20 protein-coding genes are annotated in these 24245 nt (G+C 69.1%); 7 read left to right on the top strand and 13 right to left on the bottom strand.

Features of this window, described 5'->3' with window-relative positions; translation table 11 throughout:
* Nucleotides 1-37: 37 nt before the first annotated feature.
* The 6 genes from bchZ to FHU13_RS01850 form a co-directional block, all read right to left on the bottom strand.
* Nucleotides 38-1504, bottom strand: coding sequence for a chlorophyllide a reductase subunit Z (gene bchZ, locus FHU13_RS01875; RefSeq protein ID WP_183434154.1), 1467 nt, complete (start codon nucleotides 1502-1504; stop codon nucleotides 38-40).
* Nucleotides 1504-3030, bottom strand: a complete 1527-nt coding sequence (bchY, locus tag FHU13_RS01870; protein ID WP_183434153.1) for a chlorophyllide a reductase subunit Y — start codon at nucleotides 3028-3030, stop codon at nucleotides 1504-1506. Before bchY ends, bchZ begins: the two co-directional genes overlap by 1 nt.
* 3 nt (nucleotides 3031-3033) lie before the next feature.
* Entirely contained in the window at nucleotides 3034-4038 is a 1005-nt protein-coding gene (locus FHU13_RS01865; protein WP_183434152.1) for a chlorophyllide a reductase iron protein subunit X, read from the bottom strand.
* Complete coding sequence (gene bchC, locus FHU13_RS01860; RefSeq protein ID WP_183434151.1) at nucleotides 4035-4973, bottom strand: chlorophyll synthesis pathway protein BchC; 939 nt, start codon at nucleotides 4971-4973, stop codon at nucleotides 4035-4037. The genes FHU13_RS01865 and bchC overlap by 4 nt, the downstream gene beginning before the upstream one ends.
* Before the next feature lie 104 nt (nucleotides 4974-5077).
* Nucleotides 5078-6217, bottom strand: a complete 1140-nt coding sequence (locus tag FHU13_RS01855; protein WP_183434297.1) for a methyltransferase — start codon at nucleotides 6215-6217, stop codon at nucleotides 5078-5080.
* Nucleotides 6218-6239: 22 nt separating this feature from the next.
* The gene (locus FHU13_RS01850) at nucleotides 6240-7106 is read right to left on the bottom strand and encodes a polyprenyl synthetase family protein (RefSeq protein WP_183434150.1); all 867 of its coding nucleotides are present in this window, start codon (nucleotides 7104-7106) and stop codon (nucleotides 6240-6242) included.
* A gap of 106 nt (nucleotides 7107-7212) precedes the next feature.
* Between FHU13_RS01850 and crtD the strand changes: the two genes are divergently transcribed.
* Both crtD and FHU13_RS01840 read left to right on the top strand, forming a co-directional pair.
* Complete coding sequence (gene crtD / locus FHU13_RS01845; protein WP_183434149.1) at nucleotides 7213-8751, top strand: 1-hydroxycarotenoid 3,4-desaturase CrtD; 1539 nt, start codon at nucleotides 7213-7215, stop codon at nucleotides 8749-8751.
* Entirely contained in the window at nucleotides 8748-9608 is an 861-nt protein-coding gene (locus FHU13_RS01840; protein WP_183434148.1) for a carotenoid 1,2-hydratase, read from the top strand. The genes crtD and FHU13_RS01840 overlap by 4 nt, the downstream gene beginning before the upstream one ends.
* Before the next feature lie 6 nt (nucleotides 9609-9614).
* On the opposite strand, the gene FHU13_RS01835 is transcribed toward FHU13_RS01840, so the two are convergent.
* Complete coding sequence (locus FHU13_RS01835; RefSeq protein WP_183434147.1) at nucleotides 9615-10235, bottom strand: septation protein A; 621 nt, start codon at nucleotides 10233-10235, stop codon at nucleotides 9615-9617.
* Nucleotides 10236-10278: 43 nt separating this feature from the next.
* The gene (gene ftsY, locus FHU13_RS01830; protein ID WP_183434146.1) at nucleotides 10279-11742 is read right to left on the bottom strand and encodes a signal recognition particle-docking protein FtsY; all 1464 of its coding nucleotides are present in this window, start codon (nucleotides 11740-11742) and stop codon (nucleotides 10279-10281) included.
* A 71-nt stretch (nucleotides 11743-11813) separates the two neighbouring features.
* Between ftsY and FHU13_RS01825 the strand changes: the two genes are divergently transcribed.
* Nucleotides 11814-12530: an RluA family pseudouridine synthase gene (locus FHU13_RS01825; protein ID WP_183434145.1), complete on the top strand. Its 717-nt coding sequence runs from the start codon at nucleotides 11814-11816 to the stop codon at nucleotides 12528-12530.
* 33 nt (nucleotides 12531-12563) lie between these two features.
* Here the strand turns inward: FHU13_RS01825 and mtaB are convergent, their stop codons facing one another.
* Nucleotides 12564-13796 carry a tRNA (N(6)-L-threonylcarbamoyladenosine(37)-C(2))-methylthiotransferase MtaB gene (gene mtaB, locus FHU13_RS01820; RefSeq protein ID WP_183434144.1) on the bottom strand — a complete coding sequence of 411 codons (1233 nt, stop codon included), beginning with the start codon at nucleotides 13794-13796 and terminating at the stop codon, nucleotides 12564-12566.
* Nucleotides 13793-14683, bottom strand: a complete 891-nt coding sequence (dapF, locus tag FHU13_RS01815; protein WP_183434143.1) for a diaminopimelate epimerase — start codon at nucleotides 14681-14683, stop codon at nucleotides 13793-13795. The genes mtaB and dapF overlap by 4 nt, the downstream gene beginning before the upstream one ends.
* A gap of 174 nt (nucleotides 14684-14857) precedes the next feature.
* On the opposite strand from dapF, the gene FHU13_RS01810 reads away from it, so the two are divergent.
* Together FHU13_RS01810 and nth are read left to right on the top strand one after the other, a co-directional pair.
* A complete protein-coding gene (locus tag FHU13_RS01810) occupies nucleotides 14858-15607 on the top strand; it encodes a GyrI-like domain-containing protein (RefSeq protein WP_183434142.1) in 750 nt (249 codons plus the stop codon).
* Nucleotides 15608-15681: 74 nt separating this feature from the next.
* Entirely contained in the window at nucleotides 15682-16458 is a 777-nt protein-coding gene (gene nth / locus FHU13_RS28505) for a Fe-S cluster assembly protein HesB (RefSeq protein WP_183434141.1), read from the top strand.
* On the opposite strand, the gene FHU13_RS28360 is transcribed toward nth, so the two are convergent.
* The gene (locus tag FHU13_RS28360; RefSeq protein ID WP_183434140.1) at nucleotides 16455-17567 is read right to left on the bottom strand and encodes a radical SAM protein; all 1113 of its coding nucleotides are present in this window, start codon (nucleotides 17565-17567) and stop codon (nucleotides 16455-16457) included. The two genes, nth and FHU13_RS28360, sit on opposite strands and share 4 nt — an antisense overlap.
* Before the next feature lie 104 nt (nucleotides 17568-17671).
* Between FHU13_RS28360 and FHU13_RS01795 the strand changes: the two genes are divergently transcribed.
* On the top strand, nucleotides 17672-17944 hold the full coding sequence (locus tag FHU13_RS01795) for a hypothetical protein (protein ID WP_183434296.1): 273 nt from the start codon (nucleotides 17672-17674) through the stop codon (nucleotides 17942-17944).
* A 92-nt stretch (nucleotides 17945-18036) separates the two neighbouring features.
* Entirely contained in the window at nucleotides 18037-18366 is a 330-nt protein-coding gene (locus FHU13_RS01790) for a YnfA family protein (protein WP_183434139.1), read from the top strand.
* Between the two features lie 22 nt (nucleotides 18367-18388).
* Here the strand turns inward: FHU13_RS01790 and glgB are convergent, their stop codons facing one another.
* Nucleotides 18389-20746, bottom strand: a complete 2358-nt coding sequence (glgB, locus tag FHU13_RS01785) for a 1,4-alpha-glucan branching protein GlgB (RefSeq protein WP_183434138.1) — start codon at nucleotides 20744-20746, stop codon at nucleotides 18389-18391.
* Between the two features lie 62 nt (nucleotides 20747-20808).
* Complete coding sequence (gene treS / locus FHU13_RS01780; RefSeq protein ID WP_183434137.1) at nucleotides 20809-24075, bottom strand: maltose alpha-D-glucosyltransferase; 3267 nt, start codon at nucleotides 24073-24075, stop codon at nucleotides 20809-20811.
* Nucleotides 24076-24245: the final 170 nt, after the last annotated feature.

Here is a 24245-nt window from a genome sequence, read left to right as displayed (position 1 = left end):
TACGGCACCGAAGGGTGAAGGGGATGGAGGAGCGCGCTCATGCGGCGGCTCCGACGGTGAGGTCGCTCCGCGCCCGCTCGACATGGGCGGGCGCGACGCGCTCGGCGGCATCCCGGCGGGCGGCCCGCTCGGCGGCGTCGCGCAGGCGCTTGGCGGCGGAGATGCGCGTGAGGACGGGATGCGCCTCGACCAGCGTGTCGAGCCAGGCGCGAGCGGCTTCGTCCCAGGGCAGTTCGCGGTGCGTCCGGGCAGGCGTGGCCTCGACCGCATCCATGTCGCGGGCGAGTGGCAGGATGTGGAAGAGCATGTCGAACAGCGCGTTGCAGACCTCCTGAATCAGGTAGGTCGCGCCGGCGTAGCCCATGAACGGCGTGCCGGTGTGCCGCCGGATGATGGCGCCGGGGAACGAGGCGGGCACGTAGACCGCCCGCCCGCCGCTCTCGGCGAGATACATGCGCTCGTTGAAGGAGCCGAACAGGACGAGCGGCGGGTTGGCCTTGATCGCCTCGCGCACCGCCGCGTTGTCGGGCTTGGCCCCGGCGGAACGCGCGAAGGCGAAGTGGCAGGGCAGACCCATCTCCTCTTCGAGGAAGTGGCGCACGCCGCGCGTATAGGTCTCGGTCGCGACGATGCCGAAGCTCGCGGTGCCGAAGAAGTCCTGCGTCACCGAGCGCCACAGGTCCCAGACCGGCTTGATCGTGGTGTGGCGCTCGCGCTCGATGAAGGGTTCGGGGTCGAGCCCGAGGATCTCGCCGAGCGTGCGCAGGAACTTGGTGGTCGAGAGCACCCCGATCGGCGCCTGGAGATAGGGCCGCTCCAGGCTCTCGCAGAGCAGGCGGCCGAACTCGCGGTAGAGGCAGATATTGGCATCGGCGTTGACGAGCTTGGGTACGTCGGCGAGGTGCGAGCCGAGCGGGAAGGTGAGATTCACCTCGGCGCCGATGCCTTCCACGAGGCGGCGGATCTCGGCGAGGTCCGAGGCCATGTTGAAGGTGCCGTAGGCCGGGCCGATGATGTTGACCCGCGGCTGCTCCCCGGCCGTGCGCTCGGGCCGGGCCGGAATACCCTTCTTGGCGAAGCGCTTCGCGCCGTATTCCTGCCAGAGCCAGCTCATCGCCCGGTCGGCCGATTGCCACTGGTCCTCGTCGATGGTGCGCGGGAGGAAGCGCTGGAGCCCGGTACCCTCGGGGGTGACGCCGCCGCCGATCATCTCGGCGATCGAGCCCGTCACCACGACGCTGGGCTGGCCGGGATCGAGCGTGGCGTGCGCCCGCTTCATAGCCCCTTCCGTGCCGTGGCGGCCGAGTTCCTCTTCGGCGAGCCCGGTGACGACGATCGGCAATTCGTGCGGCGGCAGGGCGTCGGTGTAGTGCAGCACCGAGGTGACCGGCAGGTTCTCGCAGCCCACGGGGCCGTCGATGACGACCTGTAAGCCCTTGATCGCCGTGAAGACGTAGACCGCCCCCCAGTAGCCGCCGGCGCGGTCGTGATCGATGATCAGCATCAGACCATCTCCCCGATCGGCTTCAGGGGAGCTGCCGCCTTCGGCGCGGCCTTGCGCGTCGGCACGTCCTGCCAGATGCCGGCGGCGTGGCCGGTGCCGACGCCCTCGAAGAAGGCGCGCATGGCGTCGAAGCGCGGCCGGTTGGCCAGCGCCGCGTTGACGACTTTGGCCAGCGAGCCGGCCCCGGCCGCGCCCATCAGCGGACGCGCCGAGATCAGGTTGGTGAAGTAGAGCGCCGGCGTGCCGGCTTCCTTCGCCTTCTGCACCACCGGGGTCGTGCCGATGGCGAGATCCGGTCGGAATTCCTCGAACGCCGCGAGATCGTCTTCCAGCGAGGCGCGGTAGCGGATGGTGACGCCGCGCTCCTCGAGCCAGGTCCGGTCGGGCTCGGACCAAGGCGTGCGCGGGCAGGCCGTGCCGACATAGGGCACCTCGGCGCCGCTCTCGACGAGGAGGCGCGCGACCAGGAGTTCCGAGCCCTCGTAGCCCGACAGCGTGATGCGCCCGCGGATCGGTGCCGCGGACAAAGCCCCCCGGATCGCCGGCAGAAGCCGGTTCTGCGCCGCCGCGATCTTTTCCTGCGGGACGTCGCAGGCTTTGCCGATGGCGGCGAGCCAGTCGGCGGTGCCGTCATGGCCGACGGGGGCGGAGCTCACCACCGGGCGGCCGGCCGCCTCGAACTCGCGCACGCTCGCGGTGTAGAACGGGTGGATCGCCGCCACCGCCGCCGCGTCGAGGGCACCGTAGAGCTCGCGCCATTCCCGCGTCGGCACGACGGGGCCGGCGCTGAGGCCGAGCGGTTCGAGGAGCGCGCCGATCACCACGGGATCGACCGGGAACATCTCGCCGAGCAGTGCGACCGACGGACGCTCCGACCGGCCGCCGCGCGGGGCCTGGACCGGGCCGTTCTCGGCCTCGCTGCGGGCGAACTTCAGCATCGCGCCGGCCAGCACGTCCTTGGCCTCGGCATGGGTCGGCACGCCGAAGCCCGGCACGTCGATGCCGATGACACGCACCCCGTCGATCTGCTTCGGCAGAAGGCGCAGCGGCACGCCCGATGCGGTCGGAACGCAGAGGTTGATGACGACGATCGCGTCGTAGTCTTGCGGTTTGGCCGAGGCGTGGACCGCTTCGCGGATGTCCTCGAACAGCTTGCCGGTAACAAGCGTCTCGGAGTTGAACGGCACGTAACCGACGCTGCGGCGCGCACCGTAGAAGTGCGAGGTGAAGGTGAGCCCGTAGACGCAGCAGGCGCTTCCCGACAGGATCGTCATCGTGCGCCGCATGCGCAGGCCGACGCGCAAGGAGCCGAAGGCCGGGCACATGCTCTGCGGCTGATCGTGCGGCCCGGCCGGGTAGTCCCGCCGGTACTGCTCCAGCGTTCCGGACAGGCCGGCGACCTCGGCGGCCGCGCGCATCGCATTCTTGCCGGCATGACAGCCGAGCCCGTCGCCCTGTGTCGCGGCGAGATCGATGCCTTCGGGGCGGCGGGCGCGGAGCGCGGCGATGTCGAGGCTGACCGGCATGGTTCAGACCTCGTCGTAGACGACTTCGAGGGACGGCTTGGCGAGGCTGGTTCGCCCGCACATGTCCTCGATGGTGGCGGGCTCCAGCACCACGTCGCGCCCGGTGGCTTCGCTGGAGAACAGGCCGAGCAGAGCGTCCTGGCTCAGCGGCGTCGGCTGGTGCGGCGCGGCCTCCGCCACGTTCTGCGAGAGGTCGGCGAAGAGCGTGCCCCAGCGCCCGTCGGGCTTGCCGATGATCTCGTAATTCGCGCTCTTGCGGCGGATGTCGTCGTCGGCCGGGATCGAGGCCAGCACCGGAATGCCCGCCGCATCGGCGAAGGCCTGGGCTTCGCCGGTCCCGTCGTCCTTGTTGATGACGAGGCCGCCGACGCCGACATTGCCGCCCATCTTGCGGAAGTATTCGACCGCCGAGCAGACGTTGTTGGCGACGTAGAGCGATTGCAGATCGTTGGAGCCGACGACGATGACCTTCTGGCACATGTCGCGGGCGATCGGCAGGCCGAAGCCGCCGCAGACCACGTCGCCGAGGAAGTCGAGCAGGACGTAGTCGAAGCCCCAATCGTGGAAGCCGAGCTTCTCCAAGAGCTCGAAGCCGTGGATGATGCCGCGCCCGCCGCAGCCGCGGCCGACCTCCGGCCCGCCGAGCTCCATCGCGTAGACGCCGTCACGCTTGAAGCAGACGTCGCCGATGGCGACCGCCTCGCCCGCGAGCTTCTTCCTGGTCGAGGTCTCGATGATGGTCGGGCAGGCGCGCCCGCCGAACAGGAGCGAGGTCGTGTCGCTCTTCGGGTCGCAGCCGATCAGCAGCACCTTCTTGCCCTGCTGGGCCATCATGTAGCTGAGATTGGCCAGGGTGAATGACTTGCCGATGCCGCCCTTGCCGTAGATCGCGATGATCTGCGTCTCGCGCTTCACCTCGCCGGTCGCGACCGGATCGGGCTCGATGGCGGCCTCGTCCCGCAGCGTCGCAGCGGCGGCGAGTGCCGCCTTGTTGAGCTGAAGGTTCATGAGCAGGTCCTCCAATCGAGGATCATCTTCAGGCAGGCCGGATCGGCGAAGGCCGTGCGGTAGGCCTCCCCCGCTTCCGTGGCGGGTGCCCGGTGGGTGATCAGCCCGTCGAGCGACAGGCTTCCGGCCTCGATCAGGGCCCGGACCGCCGAGAGGTCGGCCGGCCGCCACTCCGCCGAAACCCGGATGCGGGCCTCGCGCATGAAGGCGGGCGGGAAGGCAAAGGCGAGCGGCGCCTCGTAGAAGCCGGCGAGAACGATCTCGCCTCCGGCCGCGAGGCGGCCGATCAGCGTATCGAGCAGGCTCGAATCGCCGCTGACATCGGTGATGACCGAATAGTCGCGCGCCGGATCTTCCTCGGGCGCGAGCACGGCATAGCCGAAGGTGCCCGCGGCCCGGAGCGGCTCGCGCTCCCACACCACCGGCTCGCCGCCCGCCAGCACCGTCAGCCGCGCGAGCAGCCGGCCGAGCACGCCGTGGCCGACGATCAGATTCCGCCCGCCGGGCACGATACCGGACAGGGCATGGTAGGCGGTCGCCGCCAGAGCGATGAGGCAGGCACGGTCGCCGAGCGCGGCATCGACCGGGACGAGGCGGGAGGCCGGAGCGATCAGGTGCGAGGCGGCTCCGCCGAACAGGCCGTTGACCTCGCCGAAGCAGCGGGCGCCGGGCACGAACACGGTCTGGCCGACGCGCAGGCCGCTTCCGGCCTCCGTCTCGATCACCGTGCCGACCGACTCGTAGCCCGGCACCAGCGGATAACCCATACCGGGAAAGGGCGGCATCCGGCCGGACCAGAGCAGTCGCTCGGTCCCCGTGCTGATCCCGCTCCAGGAAACGGCAACAACCGCGTCGCCCTCTTCAGCAGGGGTGAGCGCGAGGCGGTTCAGCGCCAAGTGCTCCGGTCGTGCAAGGACGACGGCCAATGCCTCCATGTCCTGTCTCCGCCCCGTGCTGTTTGCGAACCCGCGGGCTGCAGGTTCGCGATGTGTCATCCTAGATAGACACTTTTCTACGTCAAGCGATGATTACGATTTGTTCATCGGATGGCAGTGAGAAGGCGCGCCAGGAGGGGGCGCCGGGTCGCTTCCTCGCGAATGCGTGAAAATCCGGCCTGCGCGAGCATGTCGGACAGTTCCTCCAGCCGGCGCGGCCGCCCGCTGCCCATCGCGAGGAGGTAGAATCCGAAATAGGCGTCGCCGACGGGCTCGGCCCCGGCCGTACCGGCGAGCGGTTCCGCGATCGCGAGGAGACCGCCGGGCGGCAGCGCCGCGTGAACCGCGCGCAGGAGCGCCATGGCCCTGGCGTCGTCGTGGTCGTGGACCACCCGCACCAGAGTGATGGCGTCGGCGCCCCGCGGCAGTGGAGCGTCGAGGAAGGTTTGGCCGAAGCAGGCGACACGGCCGCCGAGTCCCTCGGCCGCGAGCCGCGCCTCAGCCCGTTCGGCGACCAGGGGCAGGTCGAGCAGGCGCAGCGCCAGATTCGGGTGACGGCGGGCGGCGTGGGCCAGGAAGACGCCCTCCCCACCCCCGACATCCATCAGGCAGGTCCGGCCGCCGAGCGGCAGCGCATCGAGAACATCGCCCGCGATCAGCGCCTGCGAAGCCGCCATCAGCCCGCTATAGGCGGCGACCGATTCGGGGCCGACCGGCGTGGCGTTCCCGGTATCGGCATAGGGCCAGTAGCCGGCGAGCCGGGTGGGACCCGCCTCATCGCGCAGCAGGGCGACGGGGTCGGCCAGATCCGCGTAGAGCATCGCGTGATGCTCGATCATCAGGGCGATCGAGGGATTGCCGATCAGCGCCGCGCCGAGATCGGCGAGCGCGAAACGGCCGTCGGGCAGCCGCGCGATCAGGCCGAGCGAGGCCGCGGCTCTCAGCAGGGTCAGGCTTCGCTCCGGAGACAGGCCGATCCGGCGGGCGATGGTGTCCGGGGTGAGCGGGCCGTCCCGCAGCAATCCGAACAGGTCGAGCCGAACGCAGGCGAACAGCACCTGCGCGTAGACGAAGCCGGCGCAGAGATCGAACAGGGCCCGCGTGTTGCGGCGCGCGATCCGGCGGGTAAGCGGAAAGCCGGCGGCCCAGCGCTGGAAGCCAGGCGAGGCCACCAGTCGGTTGCGCAGGGCGAGCCAGCGCTCGCGCCAGCCGGGATGCCGCGACGCCGGTCCGGTCTCCGTCATCGCACCGGGCGGCACGGTGAGCTCAGGCCGCTTCGCGCAGCGAGGCGGGCAGGAACAGGCGCGTCTGCGCCTCGATCTCGGCACGCATCGCGGCTTGCCCAGGGCAGGCCGGAATCACCTCGATCGCCTCCCGTGTCAGCCGCCTGAGCCGCTCCAGGGCGCCGCCCATCCCCAGCAGGGCGGCGGCGTTCGGGCGCCCGAGGGTCGCGTCGCGACCGGCAGGCTTGCCGATCTCCTCCTGGCGGCAGGCCACGTCGCGAAGGTCGTCGGCGACTTGGTAGGCCTCGCCGAGGCATTCGCCGAGCAGGCGCCAGGGCAAGGGCGCGGCGCCCGCCGCCGCGGCGCCCGTGACGGTCGCGGCGGCGAACAGCGCCCCGGTCTTGGCCTGCTGGTACTCGACCAGATCGACATGCGGCTCGGATTCCCAGGCTTGTCCGGCGACGATGCCCGACGGCGAGCCGACGGCGCGGGCGACGAGCCCGACGAGAGAGGCGAGTCGAGCCGGTGAGCGGGCAGCGCCCCGCGCCAGCGTCTCGAAGGCGGCGACGATCAGCGCGTCGCCGGTGAGAACCGCGAGCGGGACACCGAAGGCGGCGTGGACTGACGGCTTCTGGCGACGCATCGGCGCGTCGTCGAAGCAGGGCAGGTCGTCGTGAACGAGGGAGGCGCAGTGCAGCAGCTCGATCGCCGCCGCCGCAGCATCGGACGTGGCGGGGTCATCGTCGCCGCAGGCCCGTGCCACGGCGATGCAGAGGCGCGGACGGATTCGGTGACCGCCGGGGAAAACGGCGTAACGGATGGCCTCGGCGAGCCGTGGCGGCGCGCCCGGTGCCTCCGCGTGCGAGACTGCCACGTCCAGCCCTGTCTCGATCCGCCTTCCGACATCCATGGCGCCCTCCCGCGTCAATTCATGTTGTCTTGCTCATGTGTCAACTATGATTGACACTGTTGGCGGCTCGGATCAACGTCGATGCCGAGGGAAAAGTGAGCGGGTCGTGGCGGAGAAGCGCGTCATCGTGATCGGCGCCGGCATCGGGGGGCTCGCCGCCGCGCTGAGTCTGGCCGCAGCCGGTCTCGACGTGACGGTGCTGGAACGCGCTGCCGCGGTCGGCGGCAAGATGCGCTCCGTGCCTGTCGGAGGGGTGCGGGTCGAGGCGGGGCCGACCGTCTTCACCATGCGCTGGGTCTTCGACGAGCTCTTTACTGAGGCCGGCACGCACCTCGAGGCGGAGATCGGGCTGAGGCCGGCCTCGCTGCTCGCCCGGCACGCCTGGAACGAGCGCGAGCGACTCGACCTGTTCGCCGATGTCGCCGCTTCCGCCGACGCCATCGGCGCCTTCGCGGGCACACGGGAGGCGGAGGGCTATCGCCGCTTCTGCGCCCGCGCGGCCGAGGTCTACCACACGCTGGAGGGGCCGTTCATCCGCGCCGACCGGCCGAGCCCGGTCGATCTTGCCCAGCGCGTCGGCCTGTCCGGGATCGGCAGCCTCTGGCGCATCCAGCCCTTCGCGACCCTGTGGTCGGCGCTCGGCGAGTACTTTCGCGATCAGCGCCTGCGTCAGCTCTTCGGTCGCTACGCCACCTATTGCGGTGCCTCACCGTTCGAGGCGCCGGCCACGCTGATGCTGGTCGCCCATGTCGAACAGACCGGCGTCTGGACCGTCGAGGGCGGATTGAGCCGCCTCGCGGGCGTCGTCGCCGACTTGGTGGAGCGGCAGGGCGGCAGGATCCGCACCGGCGCGAACGTGGCGCGAATCGTGACCACGAGTGGCCGCATCACGGGGGTGGAACTGGCCGATGGCGAGCGCATCGCTGCCGACGCGGTGATCGCCAATGCGGACGTGGCGGCCCTCGGCGTGGGCCTGCTCGGCCCCGATGCGACCCCTGCCGGCGACCGGGTCCCGCCCCGCGAACGCTCGCTCTCGGCCGTGACCTCTTGCCTGACGGCGCGGGCGACGGGCTTCGGCCTCGCCCACCACACCGTATTCTTCTCCGCCGATTACCGGGCGGAGTTCGACACGATCCTGCGCGGACGCCGCCTGCCGCCGGACCCGACCGTCTACGTCTGTGCCCAGGACCGGGACGGCGACGGCGATTCGGCACCGGACGGTCCGGAACGCCTGCTCCTCCTCGTCAACGCCCCGGCCGATGGCGGGGAACGCCCCCTCGCTCCTCGGGAGATCGCTGCATGCGAGACGAACATCCTTCGCAAGCTCTCGGACTGCGGCCTCATCCTGGAGCCGACGGGACCGGCGACGGTCACGACACCGCGCGACTTCGCGGGGCTGTTTCCGGGGACGGGGGGCGCCCTTTACGGCCGGGCCTCGCACGGCTGGACGGCGACCTTCAAGCGGCCGGGGGCGCGGACGCGGGTGCCGGGGCTCTACCTCGCGGGGGGGAGCATACATCCGGGACCGGGCGTGCCGATGGCGGCGCAATCGGGCCGGCTCGCGGCGGCGGCACTGCGCGCGGACCTCGATTCGACGGCGCGGTCGCGCAAGGCGGCTACGTCTGGTGGTACGTCGATGCAGTGAGCGCGGACGGGCGCCAGGGGCTCACCGTCATCGCGTTCATCGGCAGCGTGTTCTCGCCGTATTACCGGTGGGACGCGAAGCGCGACCCGTTCGCCCACTGCGCCGTCAACGTCGTGCTCTACGGCGAGCGGGCGAATCGCTTCGCCATGACCGAGCGCAACGCCGCCGCCCTGTCACGCGACGCCGCGAGCTTCAGCCTCGGGCCGTCCTCGCTCGAATGGGACGGCAGCGTGCTGACGATTCGCCTCGACGAGCTTTCCGCGCCGATCCCGCGCGCCGTGCGCGGCACGGTGCGGGTACGGCCGAAGGCGCTGACCGCGCAGCCCTTCACCCTCGACGCGCACGGCCTGCACCGCTGGTGGCCGATGGCGCCCGATTGCGAGGTCGAGGCGGAGTTTTCGGCGCCCGCCCTCTCCTGGCGCGGCAGCGGCTACCACGACACCAACGACGGCGACGGTGCTCTGGAGGAGGCGTTCACCGACTGGACCTGGTGCCGTGCGCCGCTCAAGCGCGGCTCGGCCATCCTCTACGACGTGCGCCGGAGCGATGGCAGCGGCCAGAACCTGACGCTGCGTTTTGACGCCGACGGCACCCGCCGCGAGATGCGCCCGCCGCTCGCGGCCGCCCTGCCGTCCACCACCCTCTGGCGGATGCCGCGTGCGACCCGCAGCGACGACGCGCGCGCGCAGGTGATCCGCACCTTCGAGGACACGCCGTTCTACGCCCGCTCGCTGCTCGCCTCGACCCTCGACGGCGAGGCGGTGCAGCCGGTGCACGAGAGCCTCTCGCTCAAGCGCTTTCGCAACCCATTGGTGCGGCTGATGCTGCCGTTCCGGATGCCGCGGCGGATCGGCTGAAGCCGATCAGCCGACCTTCGCGCCGGCCTCGTCCTTGCGCTCATGGCGCAGCAGCAGCGGCGTCTGCGCGAGCGCAAAGGCGATGGTGAGCGGCATGATGCCGAACACCTTGAAGCTCACCCAGAAATCCTCCGTCTGCGTCCGCCAGACGACCTCGTTGATGACGGCCAGCGCGAGGAAGAACAGGCCCCAGCGGAAGGTAAGCTTGCGCCAGCCCTCATCGGTGAGCGCGAACATGCTGTCGAGCACGACCGAGAGCAGCGACTTGTTGAAGGCAAGGCCGCCGAGCAGCACGAGGCCGAACAGCGTGTTCACGATGGTCGGCTTCATCATGATGAAGGTCTTGTCCTGAAGCGCCAGCGTCAGGCCGCCGAACACGAGGACCACGACGCCGGACACGAGCGGCATGATCGGCAGCCGCCGTAACAGGGCGAAGTGCACGCCGAGCGCGATGGTCGTGGCGACGATGAACACACCGGTCGCCACGAACAGCTTGCTCTCCGCGCCCACGCCGAAGCGCTCGGCATAGGCGTTGCTGAAGAAGAACACCGCGAGCGGGCCCACCTCCAGCGCCAGCTTGAGGAGCGGCGGCAGATGCCGGCGCGGCGGAACGCTCTCGACCTTCATGCTGAAATTCTCACAAGACTCGGAGGGGGCAGCGGGCAATCGGTTACTCCTTGGGAAGACCGGTGATCGCCCTGGCGAAATCCCGCGCGGCGAACGGCTCCAGGTCCTCCACGCCCTCGCCGACCCCAATGAAATGCACGGGCAGGCCGAACTTCGCGGCGAGTGCCACCAGAATACCGCCCCGCGCGGTTCCGTCGAGCTTCGTCATCACGAGGCCGGACACGGGTGCGGCCTGCGAGAACAGCTCGACCTGGCTCAGCGCGTTCTGGCCGACGGTCGCGTCGAGCACCAGCAGAGTGGCGTGAGGTGCCTCCGGGTCGATCTTTCGGATGACGCGGACGATCTTTTCCAGCTCCGCCATCAGCCCCGCCTTGTTCTGCAGGCGCCCGGCGGTGTCGATCAGCAGTACATCGGTGCCGTTCTCCCGCGCCTCCTTGAAGGCGTCGAAGGCGAGCCCCGCCGCGTCCGACCCCTGCGCGCGGCTGATGACGGGGGTGTTGGTGCGCTCGCCCCAGACGCGAAGCTGCTCGATCGCCGCCGCGCGAAAGGTGTCGCCCGCCGCCAGCATGACGCTGCGGCCTTCCGCCTTGAACTTGAGTGAGAGCTTTCCGATCGTCGTCGTCTTGCCGGCGCCGTTCACGCCGACCGTCAGGATCACGTAGGGCTTCTTCGAAGAGTCGATGGCGATCGGTGTCGCCACCGGCTCCAGCGCCCGCTCGATCTCGGTGGCCAGGATGGCGCGTACCTCATCGGGCGAGATGCCCTTCTCGTAGCGGCCCTTGCCGACCGCCTCCGACATGCGCATCGCCGTCTCCACGCCGAAATCGGCCTGGATCAGCGCGTCCTCCAGATCCTCGAGGGTAGTGGCGTCGAGCTTGCGCTTGGTGAACAGGCCCGTCACCCGGTCGGACAGGGCGGACGAGGTGCGCCGCATTCCGGCCGTGAGCCGCGACCACCAGCCCTGCTTTTCCGTGCCTTCGGCGGCGCCGGAGACCGCATCACTTGCGAGCGCCGCAGCCGTATCGACGGGCTGGATGTCGGCCTCGGCGGGAGGCTGTGCCTCGGTCGGCACGGCCTCCTCCGGCTCGCCGCCGGTCAGGCGCGACCACCAGTTCCGCTTCTCCGCCGGATCGGTCGCGGCGGTCGGGACGTCCGCCTCTGCCGTCGCCTCATCCGGTTGCGGCACCTCTTCCGAAGGCGGCTGAGGCTCCGGCTGGAGGTCTGCGCCCTCCAACTCGTCGGGGATGCGATTCTTGTCGGGATCGTCCGGAGCCGGCTCACTGACCGGCGGCGGCACGTGAGACACGTCGTCCGCAGCAGTGGCAAAGTCGGGCTGACCTTCGGATTCGGAGGCCGGCGACAGTGGGTCCGGCGTGACCGGCTCCCCAGTCGGCCCATCCTCGGCCGGCTTGTCCTCGGCGGGCCCCTGTTCGGCAGGCCTCACCTCGGGCGTGCCCTTTCGCCCGAACAGGCGTCCGAACCAGCCGGGCTTCTCGTCGTCGCTCATCCCAGTTCCTTGCTCGAAACTTGCCTGACCCAGCCTTGCCCGCGACGATCCGGCATTCTAGCCCGTGAGGCATGAACGCCCGTGTTTCAGTGCCGGATCACACCGTGGGACCGGAAATAGGTCTTTCCCTGCTCTACCGCGATGCCCTGATGCTCGTCATCGACAAGCCGGCCGGTTTGCCGGTGCATCCGGGTCCGAAGGGCGGGCCGACGCTGACCGACCATCTCGACGGCCTGCGCTTCGGCCTGCCACGCCGGCCGGAGGCCGCACACCGGCTCGACCGCGACACCTCCGGCTGCCTCGTACTCGGCCGCCACGCCAAGGCGCTCGCGCGTTTGAACCGTCTGTTCGCCGACGGCAAGGTCGACAAGACTTACTGGGCACTGGTCGAGGGCGGCCCGGAAGAAATGGAAGGGCGCATCGATCTTCCTCTCGCCAAGCGCTCGGACGACCCGCGCAGCTGGTGGATGAAAGCGGATCCGACCGGGCTCCCGTCGCTGACGCTGTACCGCGTGCTCGGGCGGGCGCACGGACTGTCGTGGCTTGAATTGAAACCGGTGACGGGGCGCACCCACCAGCTCCGCGTCCACTGCGCGGCGATGGGCTGGCCGATCCGCGGCGACGCGATCTACGGAAACGCCGGGCGGGACGGGCCGGGGCTTCAGCTCCATGCGCGAGGTCTGAGACTACCCCTCTATCCGAAGCGTGAGGCGATCGCTGTGGAAGCGCCCGCACCGACGCACATGCGGGCTGATCTGGAGGCCTGCGGCCTTGCTGCTGCCTCTTGAAGGCTCACCCGGATGCGAGGTGCGCGGCTCTGTTCAAGCCGCGAGCAGAACCTGTCCGTCATGCCCGGCGACGGTGATGTCGTGGATCTCCCCAGCCGGCACCACCTCAGCGAAGCGCACCGGCGTGAACGCCTCCGTCCGGCCGGTCCCGCCCCGTTCGGTCAGCACCCGGTGGCGGGCGCCGACCTCGCCGTCGAGGTGTCGGGCGAGCGCCGCCGCGCCGGCCGCGCGCAGCCGCGCGGCCCGCGCACGGATTACGTCGCCGGGCAGGGCCAGCATCCGTGCGGCGGGCGTTCCGGGGCGCGGCGAGTAGGGGAAGACGTGCAGATGCGTCAGCCCGCATTCCTCAACGAGGTCGAGCGAGCGGGCGAACTGCGCCTCGGTCTCCGTGGGAAACCCGGCGATCAGATCGGCGCCGAAGACGAGGCCGGGACGAAGGTCCCGCAGGGTTTCGCAGAGCCGGATCGCGTCGGCCCGGGAGTGGCGCCGCTTCATCCGCTTGAGGATCAGGTCGTCACCCGCCTGGAGGGAGAGATGGACGTGCGGCATCAGCCGCGATTCCTCGGCGAAGGCGGCGATCAACGCGGCATCGGCCTCCACCGAATCGATCGATGAGAGGCGCAGGCGGGCGAGACCCGGCACTTCGGCGAGAATCGTGCGGACGAGGCGCCCGAGACTCAGGTCCGGATCGAGGTCGCGGCCGTAGGCGGTGAGATCGACCCCGGTCAGCACCACCTCGCAACCGCCATGCTCGACGATGTGGCGGACCTGAGCCACCGCCTCGGCGACCGGCACCGAGCGGGAATTGCCGCGCCCGAACGGAATGACGCAGAAGGTGCAGCGGTGGTCGCAGCCGTTCTGAACCGGCACGAAGGCGCGGGTGTGCCCGCTCATGGCAGCGATGCGTGTCGGCTCCGCCCTGCGCACCGCCATGATGTCCTCTGACGCGGGCACGGCACCGTCGCGCCAGCTCTCGGGCCTGAGCTTCGCGGCATTGCCGACGAGGCGCGCCACCTCCGGCATCTCGGCGTAGTGCGCGCGCTCGACCTCGGCGCCGCAGCCGGTCACGACGATCTCGGCGCCCGGCCGCTCGCGGGCAAGCCGGCGGATCGCCTTGCGGGCCTGCCGCCCGGCCTCGGCGGTGACCGCGCAGGTGTTGACAACGACGAGGTCGCGGCCCTCGGCGCCGACCTCGGCATGGCCGCGCAGCACCTCCGACTCGACGGTGTTGAGCCGGCAGCCGAAGGTGAGCGTCTCGACGCTCACCCGTCGAGCCCGGCAAACAGCTCGGGCGCGAAGGTGCCCTCGCCTTCGAGGAAGACCGGGCCAGTCATCAGCACGTGGTCGTCGGCGCGCCACTCGATCGAGAGTTCCCCGCCGGGCAGCGCCACACGGGCGGCGCGGCCGATCATGCGCAGGCGGGAGGCCGCCACCACCGTGGCGCAGGCCGCGGTGCCGCAGGCGAGCGTCAAGCCGGCGCCGCGCTCCCACACCCGCAGCTTGATCGTGTCGCGGCCGGTCACCTGGGCGATGGAGATGTTGGCCCGCTCCGGAAAGATCGGGTGCGCTTCGAGCAGCGGTCCGATGCGGCCGAGGTCGTAGCTGTCCGGATCGCGCTCGACGAAGAAGATCGCGTGCGGGTTGCCCATGCTCACAGCAGCGGGTGAATGCAGGATCGGATCGTCGATCGGCCCGACCTGCAGCTCGATGCGGCGCGTGTCGGGGAAGGGCTCGGCCAGCGGAATCTCGTCCCAACGCAGGCGCGGCTGGCCCATATCGACGGTGAACGAGCGGTCGGTGATGCGCTTCACCGCAACCAGCCCCGCCATCGTCTCCAGCGTGAGGGCGCCGTTCTCGGCGGGCCGCGCCATGGCCGGATCATCGAGCAGTGCGTAGCCGACGCAGCGGGTACCGTTGCCGCAGGCACCCGATTCCGAGCCGTCGGTGTTGTAGATGCGCATGAAGGCATCGGTGCCCGGCGTGACGGGATCATGCACGACCATGAGCTGGTCGAAATGCGAATGCACGTCGGCGGCGATGGCGCGAGCCTCGGCCGGGGTAACGCGAATCGAAGTGCCGCGTAGGTCGAGCACGACGATGGCGTTGCCGGCGCCGTGCATCTTCAGGAAGCGGCGATCTGCGAGAGGGCTCATCGGACCTCTGACGACCTTGTCTGCGGACATGTGGGGGTTGGCGCGGCGTATATGGCAAAAGCCGGCCGGCCGCGAGTCGGAAGCGGGCGGCTGCAACGTCGCGCCGCAACGGTCTCGCGCGGGGCGCGTTTCGGCCCTACCCTGTCGCGATCGGCCAATCGGAGCCTCACCGCCTTGACCCGTCTCGTCACCCTCGCCGCGGGCCTCCTCGCTCTCGTCCCCGCCCTGACCTCCGTGACGGTCGCCCAGAACGCACCACCACCCAGCACCGCCCCCTCCCCCGCCGAGACGAACCCGCTGCCGACGACGACCGTGCCGGACACCTCGAAATCCGGACCCGATCCGGCAGCACCCGCGCCCCAGCAGGTGCCGATCCCCCGGCCGGCGCAGTCCGGCGCGGCGCAGACGGTCACGCCGCCACCCTCGACGCTGCCGACGCTCGTGACGACGCCCGGCGAGCCGAACGACGTTGACGAGGTGACACTGCCGGCCAAGCCTGTGGCGATCCTCGCCGGCTCGACCAAGTGGGACGAAGCGCGGGCGAACCTGCGAAAATCGTTCAAGACCATCGGCGAGGCGCTGGCCAAGCTGAACCTCAAGCCATCGGGCCGGCCGATCGCTCTGTTCACCAAGACCGAGGATGACGGCTTCCAGTACGAGGCGATGATCCCGATCGAGGCCGCACCCGCGCCGGGCGCGGAAGGTAGCGAGGTGAAATTCGGTTCAAGCCCGAGCGGAAAGGCGCTGCGATACAAGCATAGCGGCACCTATGAGGAGATCGACGGCACGTACGAGACGTTGATCGCCTACCTCGATGCGAAGGAGATCCCGGTTCAGGACCGCTTCCTCGAAGAATACGTGACCGATCTCGGCGAGGGAGCCGACGACCGGCTCGACATCAACATCTACGCGCTAGCCAAGTAGTACCGAGATCGGATCGAAGGAGGCGCCTTGTCGCGGGCCCGGAACCGCCGAATCCCCACACGGATTCGGCGTTCATGCCGCTGTTTCCCGATACCGCCCTCCCAGCCGCGCCCCGTCGCCAACGCCGCCAAGCCCCGGCTGCGGCATCCGAGACCCTTAAGGACAAGGCGCTTGAAATTCATCGCCGTCTCTGCGGCGTCTACGATTGTCCGATCCCATACTTCCACAGTCTCGATCCGCTCTCGGAGCTGATCTCCTCGCTGCTCTCGCACCGGACGCGGAACGCCGAGTCCGGCCGCGCCTTCAAGGCGCTGCGGACGCGCTGGCCCGATTGGGCGGCGGTCGAGAAGGCTGGCGTGGCGGAGATCGAGGAGACGATCCGTGGCGTCACATGGCCGGAATTGAAAGCGCCGCGCATCAAGGCGGTTCTGAGCGCCGTGCGGGAGCGGGTAGGTACGCTTTCCCTCGATTTCCTGCAGGCGATGAGCGTCGATGAGGCGCGCGGCTGGCTCGAAGCCATCCCCGGCATCGGGCCGAAGACGAGTGCGGCCGCTTTGTCCTTCTCGACGCTGCGCATGCCGGCCCTGCCGGTGGACAGCCACCACCATCGCGTCGCGCAGCGCACCGGGCTGATCGGCCCTAAACTCGATGTCGGCCCGAGCCACGCGGTGCTGCGGGCACAACTACCCGACAATTGGTCGGCGCAGACGCTCTACGACAATCACGAAGTGCTGATGATGCACGGGCAGCGCGTCTGCTTCCACCGCTCGCCGGCCTGCGGGCGCTGCGTGCTGCTCGACATCTGCCCGACGGGCCAAGCACGGGGGGTGACCGCGACCGAGCGGCCTTAAGTCCAATAGAGGATGCGCGCGAAGGGCAGACGGACTGCGACCCGCTCCGTGAGATGCGCCCGTATCGCCTTCATCAGCTCATTGGGAAACACGTACTTCACCGAGCCGAACTTGGTGAGCTTTCGCGTCCGCTCTGCCTCCCGCATCGGCAGATCGGAGCCGGGATACCAGCTCTCCAACACCGTCTTCGAGCCCGGTGTAAAGCGGTGGGTGATGAGTTCGACCGTCAAGTCGGGCTCCTTCACCTCGGCCAGCGTAGCGGCCGCGGCGCGCAACAGGACGTCATAGGCGTCCGGCCAATCCTGGACCGGCAGGATCGGCGCGATGGTCAGGCCGACGGGGTAGCCGGCGCGGGCGAGCGCGCCCATGGCAGAGAGCCGGTCGGCGAGCGGCGCGGTGCCGCCCTCGTAATGTGCGGCTGCGGCAGCGTTGACCGAGAAGCGGATCCGGGTGCGGCCGCGATGCGGCAGGTCCAGAAGCGGCTCGACCGCGGCAAACTTGGTCGTGAAGCGGAGTTGCACCGGTGCCTCCCAGGCACCGAAATGGCGGATTGCCGCCGAGAGCGATCCGGTGAGATGCTCGATTCCGAGCGGATCGGTATAGCAGGACGCCTCGAAGGTGGTGCCTTCCGCCGCGCGCGCCTCTGAGGCGCTGGTGACCCCGCCTTGGCCGAGATAGCTTTCGAGATTGCCGAGGATCGCGTCGAGGTTGGCGTAGACGCGGGTGACCGGCGGCCCTGACAGCGAGCCGGCGAGATAGCAGTACTGGCAATGCGCCGGGCAGCCCTCGGCGAGATCGAAGCGCCAGTCGGCGCTCGGCGGAATCGGCTGGAGTTTCAGCTTCGTCGGCGGGGCCGTGACGACGGCGAGCGTCGCCTTGGCCTGAGCATAGGCCCGCCGCGGATTCTCGTCGCGCAGACCGGTGAGCCGGTTGTTCTTCAGCCGCTCGATCGGAAGCCCGAGGGCTTCCGCTCGCGCCACGATCTGTCGTCCATGCGCGTGATCGAGGGCTTCCGGCGTCACCAGCACGCGGCGCGGATGCCAGAGCCGGGTAGGACGCCGGCGATCCGTCTGTCGAGTGTGCGTTTCCTCGGTCAGGAGCAGAGTCATGCCGCACCAACCCGCGCCATCTGTCGAGGGTCCGAGGGTGCGTCGCTTCGGAACCGAGGATAGGCTCAAACGCTGTTTCCGCGCGAGGAAACTGCGGGGTGGACATGACCGAACTGGAGACGAAGCGCGCGGCGATCGCCGACCTTCTGGCGCGCATCGAGGGACTCGACCCGCAGGATCGAGCCGTCTTGGATCGGCGCGTGGAAACCGCGGTGGAGGGCTTCGATCCCGGAGCGCCCGAGCCGTCCGATCCGGCCCGGCTCGATCTGCATCGGCTGCTCAGGGACTACCGCGACCTGCGGGATCTGCCCGCCGATCGCAACAACGTTCGGCTTGCTGAGAAAGGTGAAGTGTTCGCACCGGAGGACGATGCGTAGCGGGCCGCACCACCGATCCGGCCACCGACATCCGGTCCTTCGAGCGGCCGACATGACTTGGCACCAGGGGTGAACCGCGCCAAGCGTAGCCGATGAGCAGAACCCTTCTCGCCTATTCAGGGGCCGCCCTGGCGGAGATCGCCGGGTGCTTCGCGTTCTGGGCGTGGTTGCGGCTCGGGCGATCCGCTTGGTGGATCGCGCCGGGGCTCGTCTCGCTAGCATTGTTCGCGTGGCTCCTCACCCTGGTCGAGAGCGAGGCGGCGGGCCGAGCCTATGCCGCCTATGGCGGCGTCTACATCGTCGCCTCGATCCTCTGGCTCTGGGGCATCGAGGGTCACCGGCCCGACCGGTGGGATCTGGCAGGCGGAGCGATCTGCCTCGCCGGCATGGCCGTGATCCTGTTTGGCCCCCGGAGCGGCTGAGCCGCTCCGGGAGAAGAAAGGGTCAGCCTTCGCGGATCAGGATCAGGGTCGAGAGCGGCGGCAGGGTCAGGCTCAGCGAGTGCGGCTGGCCATGGCTCTGCTCGGCTTGGCTCTGCACGCCACCCATGTTGCCGACATTCGAGCCCCCGTAGCGCTCGGCGTCCGAGTTGATCGCCTCGCGGTAGTAGCCAGCGGCCGGCACGCCGACGCGGTAGCCCTCACGCGGCACCGGCGTGAAGTTCGAGACCACGATGGCGACTTCGCCCTCCGCCTTGCCCTTGCGGGCCCAGGCGATGACCGAGTTGTCGGAATCGTCCGCCACCAGCCACTGGAAGCCGCCCGGCTCGACGTCGCGGGCGTAGAGGGCCGGCGTCGAGGTGTAGACGTGGTTGAGGTCGCGAATCAGATCCTTGACGCCGCCATGCAGCGGATCGTCGAGCAGATGCCAGTCGAGCGACTGGTTGTGGTTCCATTCACGCTCCTGACCGAACTCACCGCCCATGAAGAGCAGCTTCTTGCCGGGATGGCCCCACATGAAGCCGAAATAGGCGCGCAGGTTGGCAAACTTCTGCCAACGGTCACCCGGCATCTTGCCGAGCAGCGAGCCCTTTCCATGCACCACCTCGTCGTGAGACAGCGGCAGCACGAAGTTTTCCGAGAAGGCGTAGAGCAGGCCGAAGGTCAGGTTGTGGTGGTGGTAGCGCCGATGGATCGGATCCTCGGACATGTATTTCAGGGTGTCGTGCATCCACCCCATGTTCCACTTGAATCCGAAGCCGAGGCCGCCCGTGTAGGTCGGGTGCGAGACGCCGGGCCATGAGGTCGATTCCTCGGCCACGGTGATGGTGCCGGGGGCGTGGCTGTAGGTCGCCTCGTTGGTCTTGCGCATGAAGTTGATGGCGTCGAGGTTCTCGTTGCCGCCGTACTGATTCGGAATCCACTCGCCCGCCCGCCGCGAGTAGTCGAGGTAGAGCATCGAGGCCACGGCATCCACGCGCAGGCCGTCGAGATGGTAATGCTCCAGCCAGAACCGGGCATTGGCCGTGAGGAAGGCGGAGACCTCCGTGCGGCCGAAATTGTAGATGTAGGTGCCCCAATCCTGGTGGAAGCCCTGACGCGGGTCGGCGTGCTCGTAGAGATGCGTGCCGTCGAATAGACCGAGCCCGTGGGCGTCGAGGGGGAAGTGGCCCGGTACCCAGTCGAGCAGGATGCCGATACCGGCCTCGTGCGTTGCGTTGACGAAGGCGACGAAGTCGTCGGGCGTGCCGAAGCGGCTGGTCGGCGCGAACAGCGAGACCGGCTGATAGCCCCATGAACCGTCGAACGGGTATTCAGTGATCGGCAGCAGCTCGATATGCGTGAAGCCGAGTTCCTTGACGTAGGGGATCAGGCGCTCGGACAGCTCCTTATAGGTCAGGTATCGGTTGCCCTCGCCGGGCACCCGCGCCCAGGAGCCGAGATGCACCTCGTAGACCGACATGGCGGCGTGACGCGGGTCTTTCTCACCGCGTGTGTCCATCCAGGCGCTGTCGTGCCATTGCGGCTCGTTCAGGCCCTGCAGCACGGACGCTGTCTGCGGCGGGTGCTGGGCGCGGAAGGCGACCGGGTCGGCCTTGAGCGGCAGCAGTGACCCGTCGGGGCCGCGGATCTCGAACTTGTAATTCTGCCCGGCCTTAAGACCCGGCACGAACAGCTCCCACACGCCACCGTTCAGCCACAGCCGCATCGGGTGGCGCCGGCCGTCCCAATCGTTGAAGTCGCCGACCACGCTGACACGGCGGGCGTTCGGTGCCCAGACCGCGAAGCGGAAGCCGGAGATGCCGTCGAGCTCACCGGCATGGGCGCCGAGCACGCGATAGACAAGGTTGCTGCCGATCTGGCGCAGACCGTCGATCTCACTCTGTTCGAGCGAGGGGCCGAAGCCGTAGGGATCATGCCGGCGGGCACTGCTACCATCCCAGGTCTCGACTTCGATCTCGTAGAGGGGACGGCCCTCGCCCTTCACGGTCGCGACATAGAACCCGTCGGGATGGAGACGCTCGAACGGGATGCTCTGTCCGCCCGTGATCAGGCGGGCTGCCTTTGCCTCGGGCAGGATGGCGCGGATCTCCCAGGCCCCAGGCCCGACCTCGTGCGGGCCGAGTATACCGAAGGCATCGCCGTGATCCGCCGCCATCATGGCGGCGATGGCATCGGGGTGGAGGTGCGTATCGCGCGGCTGAGATGCGGGACGGCCCACGCGGGGCGCCCCCCCGTCACCGCCGAGCGCATCCGCCGACCGGGGCGCGCGAGGCGCCTCGGCCGAGCCTGACCTGTTCGGGACGTTTGTGGCAGACGGCCCCTCGTTGCGAGCCGCGGCCTTGTCGTCCAGAGACGTCATTCAGTCACCTCTCTCGGAAGCACTCCCGGGCCGATGCAGGATGAGGCGCGGGAGCGCGCAGGTCACACCGAAGCGCGGTCGCGCTTGGCTTCATCCAATATGTTGAGAACACCCCGTGCTGGGATTTCGATCCAGTCGGGGCGGTTGTTGACCTCGTAATCGACCTCGTAGAGCGCCTTCGTGAGCAGGCTCAGGCGCAGCAGGCCGCGATGCGTGTCCGCATCCTCGACCGCAGCCCGGCTGCCGGCCACGGCCTGTCCGTAGCCGTCGAGGAACGCGGCATCGATCATGCCGCGCCACGCGATCGCCGCGTTGCGGGCCCGCTCCTCGCTATCGCCGAAGCGGGCCGCGATCTCGCGCACCACCGTCTCGGCGCCGTAGGCGAACGAGCGCAGCATGCCGGCCACGTCACGCAGCGGCGTGGACTTCGCCCGGCGCTGCTCGACCGGACGCGAGGGCTCGCCCTCGAAATCGACGATGATGAGATCGCCCTCGGAGGCGAGAACCTGACCGAGATGGTAGTCCCCGTGTATGCGGGTCTTGGTAGCGCCCCGCAGCGGGCCGGAGGCCAGCTCGTTGATGAGCGCCTCGACCTCGTCGCGGCGGGTGGCCAGCGCCTCGCTCGCCGAACCGGGCGACCACGCGGTGATCGCGTCGAGCCCCTTGAAAGCGCGCGCGGCCTGATGGCGGGCGTCGTCCGCCAGCGCCGCGAGATCATCCTCGCCGAACGCTTCGACCTTAAAGGCCGGGTTGTCGGTGTCGATGGCGAAGGCGCGATGCAGTTCGGCCGTGCGCTGACCCAGCAACTCCGCCCAGCGCAGGTGCGCATTGAAGGCGTCTTCCGGCGTCGGCGCCTCGCTCTCGGGTGCCAGCACCACGGTCTCGAAGTCGCGCCGCAGACCTTCCAGCATCAAGGTCCAGGCGTCGCCCTGATTGAGGACGAACTTCTGGAGCAGCGCCAGCGCCGTGCGGGTGCCGTCCTCGGCCACGTGTTCCACGACGCCGAGAAGTGCGGGCGTATTCGGGAAATGCGCCTCCTCGGTGAGGAAGCGGCCGATCTCGATCTCCGGATGCGTGCCCGGCTGGAGGCGGCGCAGGAGCTTGAGCATCATCCGCGCGCCGATGGCGATCGAGGTGTTGCTCTGCTCGGCCGAGAGGCGGCGCACGTCGGCGACCTCGAACGGCACCTCAGGGTCGTAAGCCGAGGTCGTGGAGAAGACGATGCTGCCGCGCTCGGACGGGATCGTCACGCCGCCGCGCATCGCCTCGATCAGGGCGACCGTGAAGGGCGCGGCTGCGGCGGCCTCGTAGAGCAGGCCGGTGCGGGGACCGCGACGCACGCGGGCGACCGCATGGTCCATCAGCGTCTCGTCCTCGCGTCCTTCCTCGACGGCCAGCGGCACGAAGTAGTCCTGACGCTCGCCGTTCGCGAGCGTCACCGCCACCCGCGGCAGCAGGAACTTGCCCTCGCCCAACGCGTCCTTGACTATCGCGCTGTCATCGACCTGCACCGACTTGATGCGCGAGCCCTTGGCGCCGAACCAGCGGCGCGAGCCGATGAAGGGCGGAGCCACGGTGCGCTCGAAGGCGGTGCGCTCGCGACCCTTGATCAGGGTTTCGACGCCGCCGGTCAGAACCAGGGTGAAGAGCTCAGGGCTCTGCGGCTGCGGGCCGATCTCGCCGGTATTCGCGACGGAGAGCGAGAACCAGTAGAAACCGTAGGCCGGGAGCGTCAGCAGATAAGGCAGTTCGCCGATCGCCGGGAAGGCGGTGCCGCCGGTCAGCTCGATCGGGATCGCCCCGCGCAGGTCTGAGAGATCGAGCTGCACCGCCTGCGGCGCCCGCGAGAGATTGGCGACGCAGAGGATGCGCTCGTTCTCGTGCTCGCGGATCCAGGCGAGCACCTTGCGGTTCGTCGGATAGAGGAACTGGATCGCACCGCGACCGAGCGCCACCGAATTGTTGCGGATCGCGATCATGCGCCGCGTCCAGTTCAGCAGCGACGTCTGCGCCTGGATCTGCGCCTCGACGTTGATCGCGTCGTAGCCGTAGATCGGGTCCTGAATCGCGGGCAGGAACAGCTTCTGCGGGTTGGCCCGCGAGAAGCCGCCATTGCGGTCGGGCGACCACTGCATCGGCGTGCGCACGCCGTCGCGGTCGCCGAGATAGATGTTGTCGCCCATGCCGATCTCGTCGCCGTAATAGAGCACCGGCGTGCCGGGCATCGACAGGACGAGCGACTTCATCAGCTCGATCTTGCGCCGGTCGTTCTCCAGCAGCGGCGCGAGGCGGCGGCGGATGCCGAGATTGATGCGGGCGCGCCGCTCGGCGGCGTAGAACGACCAGAGATAATCACGCTCTTCCGCCGTCACCATTTCGAGCGTCAGCTCGTCATGGTTGCGCAGAAAGATGGCCCATTGGCACCCTTCGGGGATCTCCGGGGTCTGGCGCATGATGTCGGTGATCGGATGCCGGTCTTCCCGGGCGATCGCCATGTACATCCGCGGCATCAGCGGGAAGTGAAACGCCATGTGGCATTCGTCGCCTTCGCCGAAATACTGCGCGGTCTCCTCCGGCCACTGGTTGGCTTCAGCCAGCAGCATCCGGTCGGGATACTCGGCGTCGAGAGCCGCACGGATCGCCTTGATGACGTCGTGGGTCTCGGAAAGGTTCTCGCAGTTCGTGCCGTCTCGCTCGATCAAGTAGGGGATCGCGTCGAGCCGCAGCCCATCGACGCCCATGTCGAGCCAGTAGCGCATGACCTCGATCACGGCCTCCAGCACGGCCGGATTGTCGAAGTTCAGGTCGGGCTGGTGGCTGTAGAAGCGGTGCCAGAAATACTGCTTGGCGACCGGATCCCAGGTCCAGTTCGAAACCTCGGTGTCGAGGAAGATGATGCGCGTGTCGGAGTATTTATCGTCGGTGTCCGACCACACGTAGAAATCGCGCTCAGGCGAGCCCGCCGGCGCCTCACGGGCGCGCTGGAACCAGGGGTGCTGGTCCGAGGTGTGGTTGATGACCAGCTCGGTGATGACGCGCAGGCCGCGCTCGTGGGCAGCTTCCACGAAGCCGCGGAAATCCTCCATCGTCCCGTAGGACGGGTTGATGTCGCGGTAGTCGGCGATGTCGTAGCCGTCGTCGCGCAGCGGCGAGGGGTAGAACGGCATCAGCCAGATCGCCGTGACCCCGAGGTCGCGGACATAGTCGAGTTTCTGCGTCAGCCCCTCGAAGTCCCCGATCCCATCGTTCGACGAGTCGAAGAACGACTTGACGTGGATCTGGTAGATGATGGCGTCACGGTACCATTGCGGATCGCTGCGATCGATCATCCCGTCGCTGCCTCACGTCACTTTCGAGAGCGGAACCGGGCCCTGCGGCTCCGGAGTGCGAGCTTCCTCGGCTCGCTTCTTGGCGAGAACACGACGGTGAGCGCCGTATTCCGCCCGATCTAGAGCGCCCCGCACCGAAAGTGGAGGCGGGTCCGATGGGGGCACGGGTC

Origin of the sequence: Methylobacterium sp. R2-1 (genome assembly GCF_014191355.1) — a bacterium.
Lineage (GTDB): Bacteria > Pseudomonadota > Alphaproteobacteria > Rhizobiales > Beijerinckiaceae > Methylobacterium.
The sequence above is the reverse complement of the archived record's forward strand: the minus strand, read 5'-3'. Positions and strand labels throughout refer to the sequence as shown.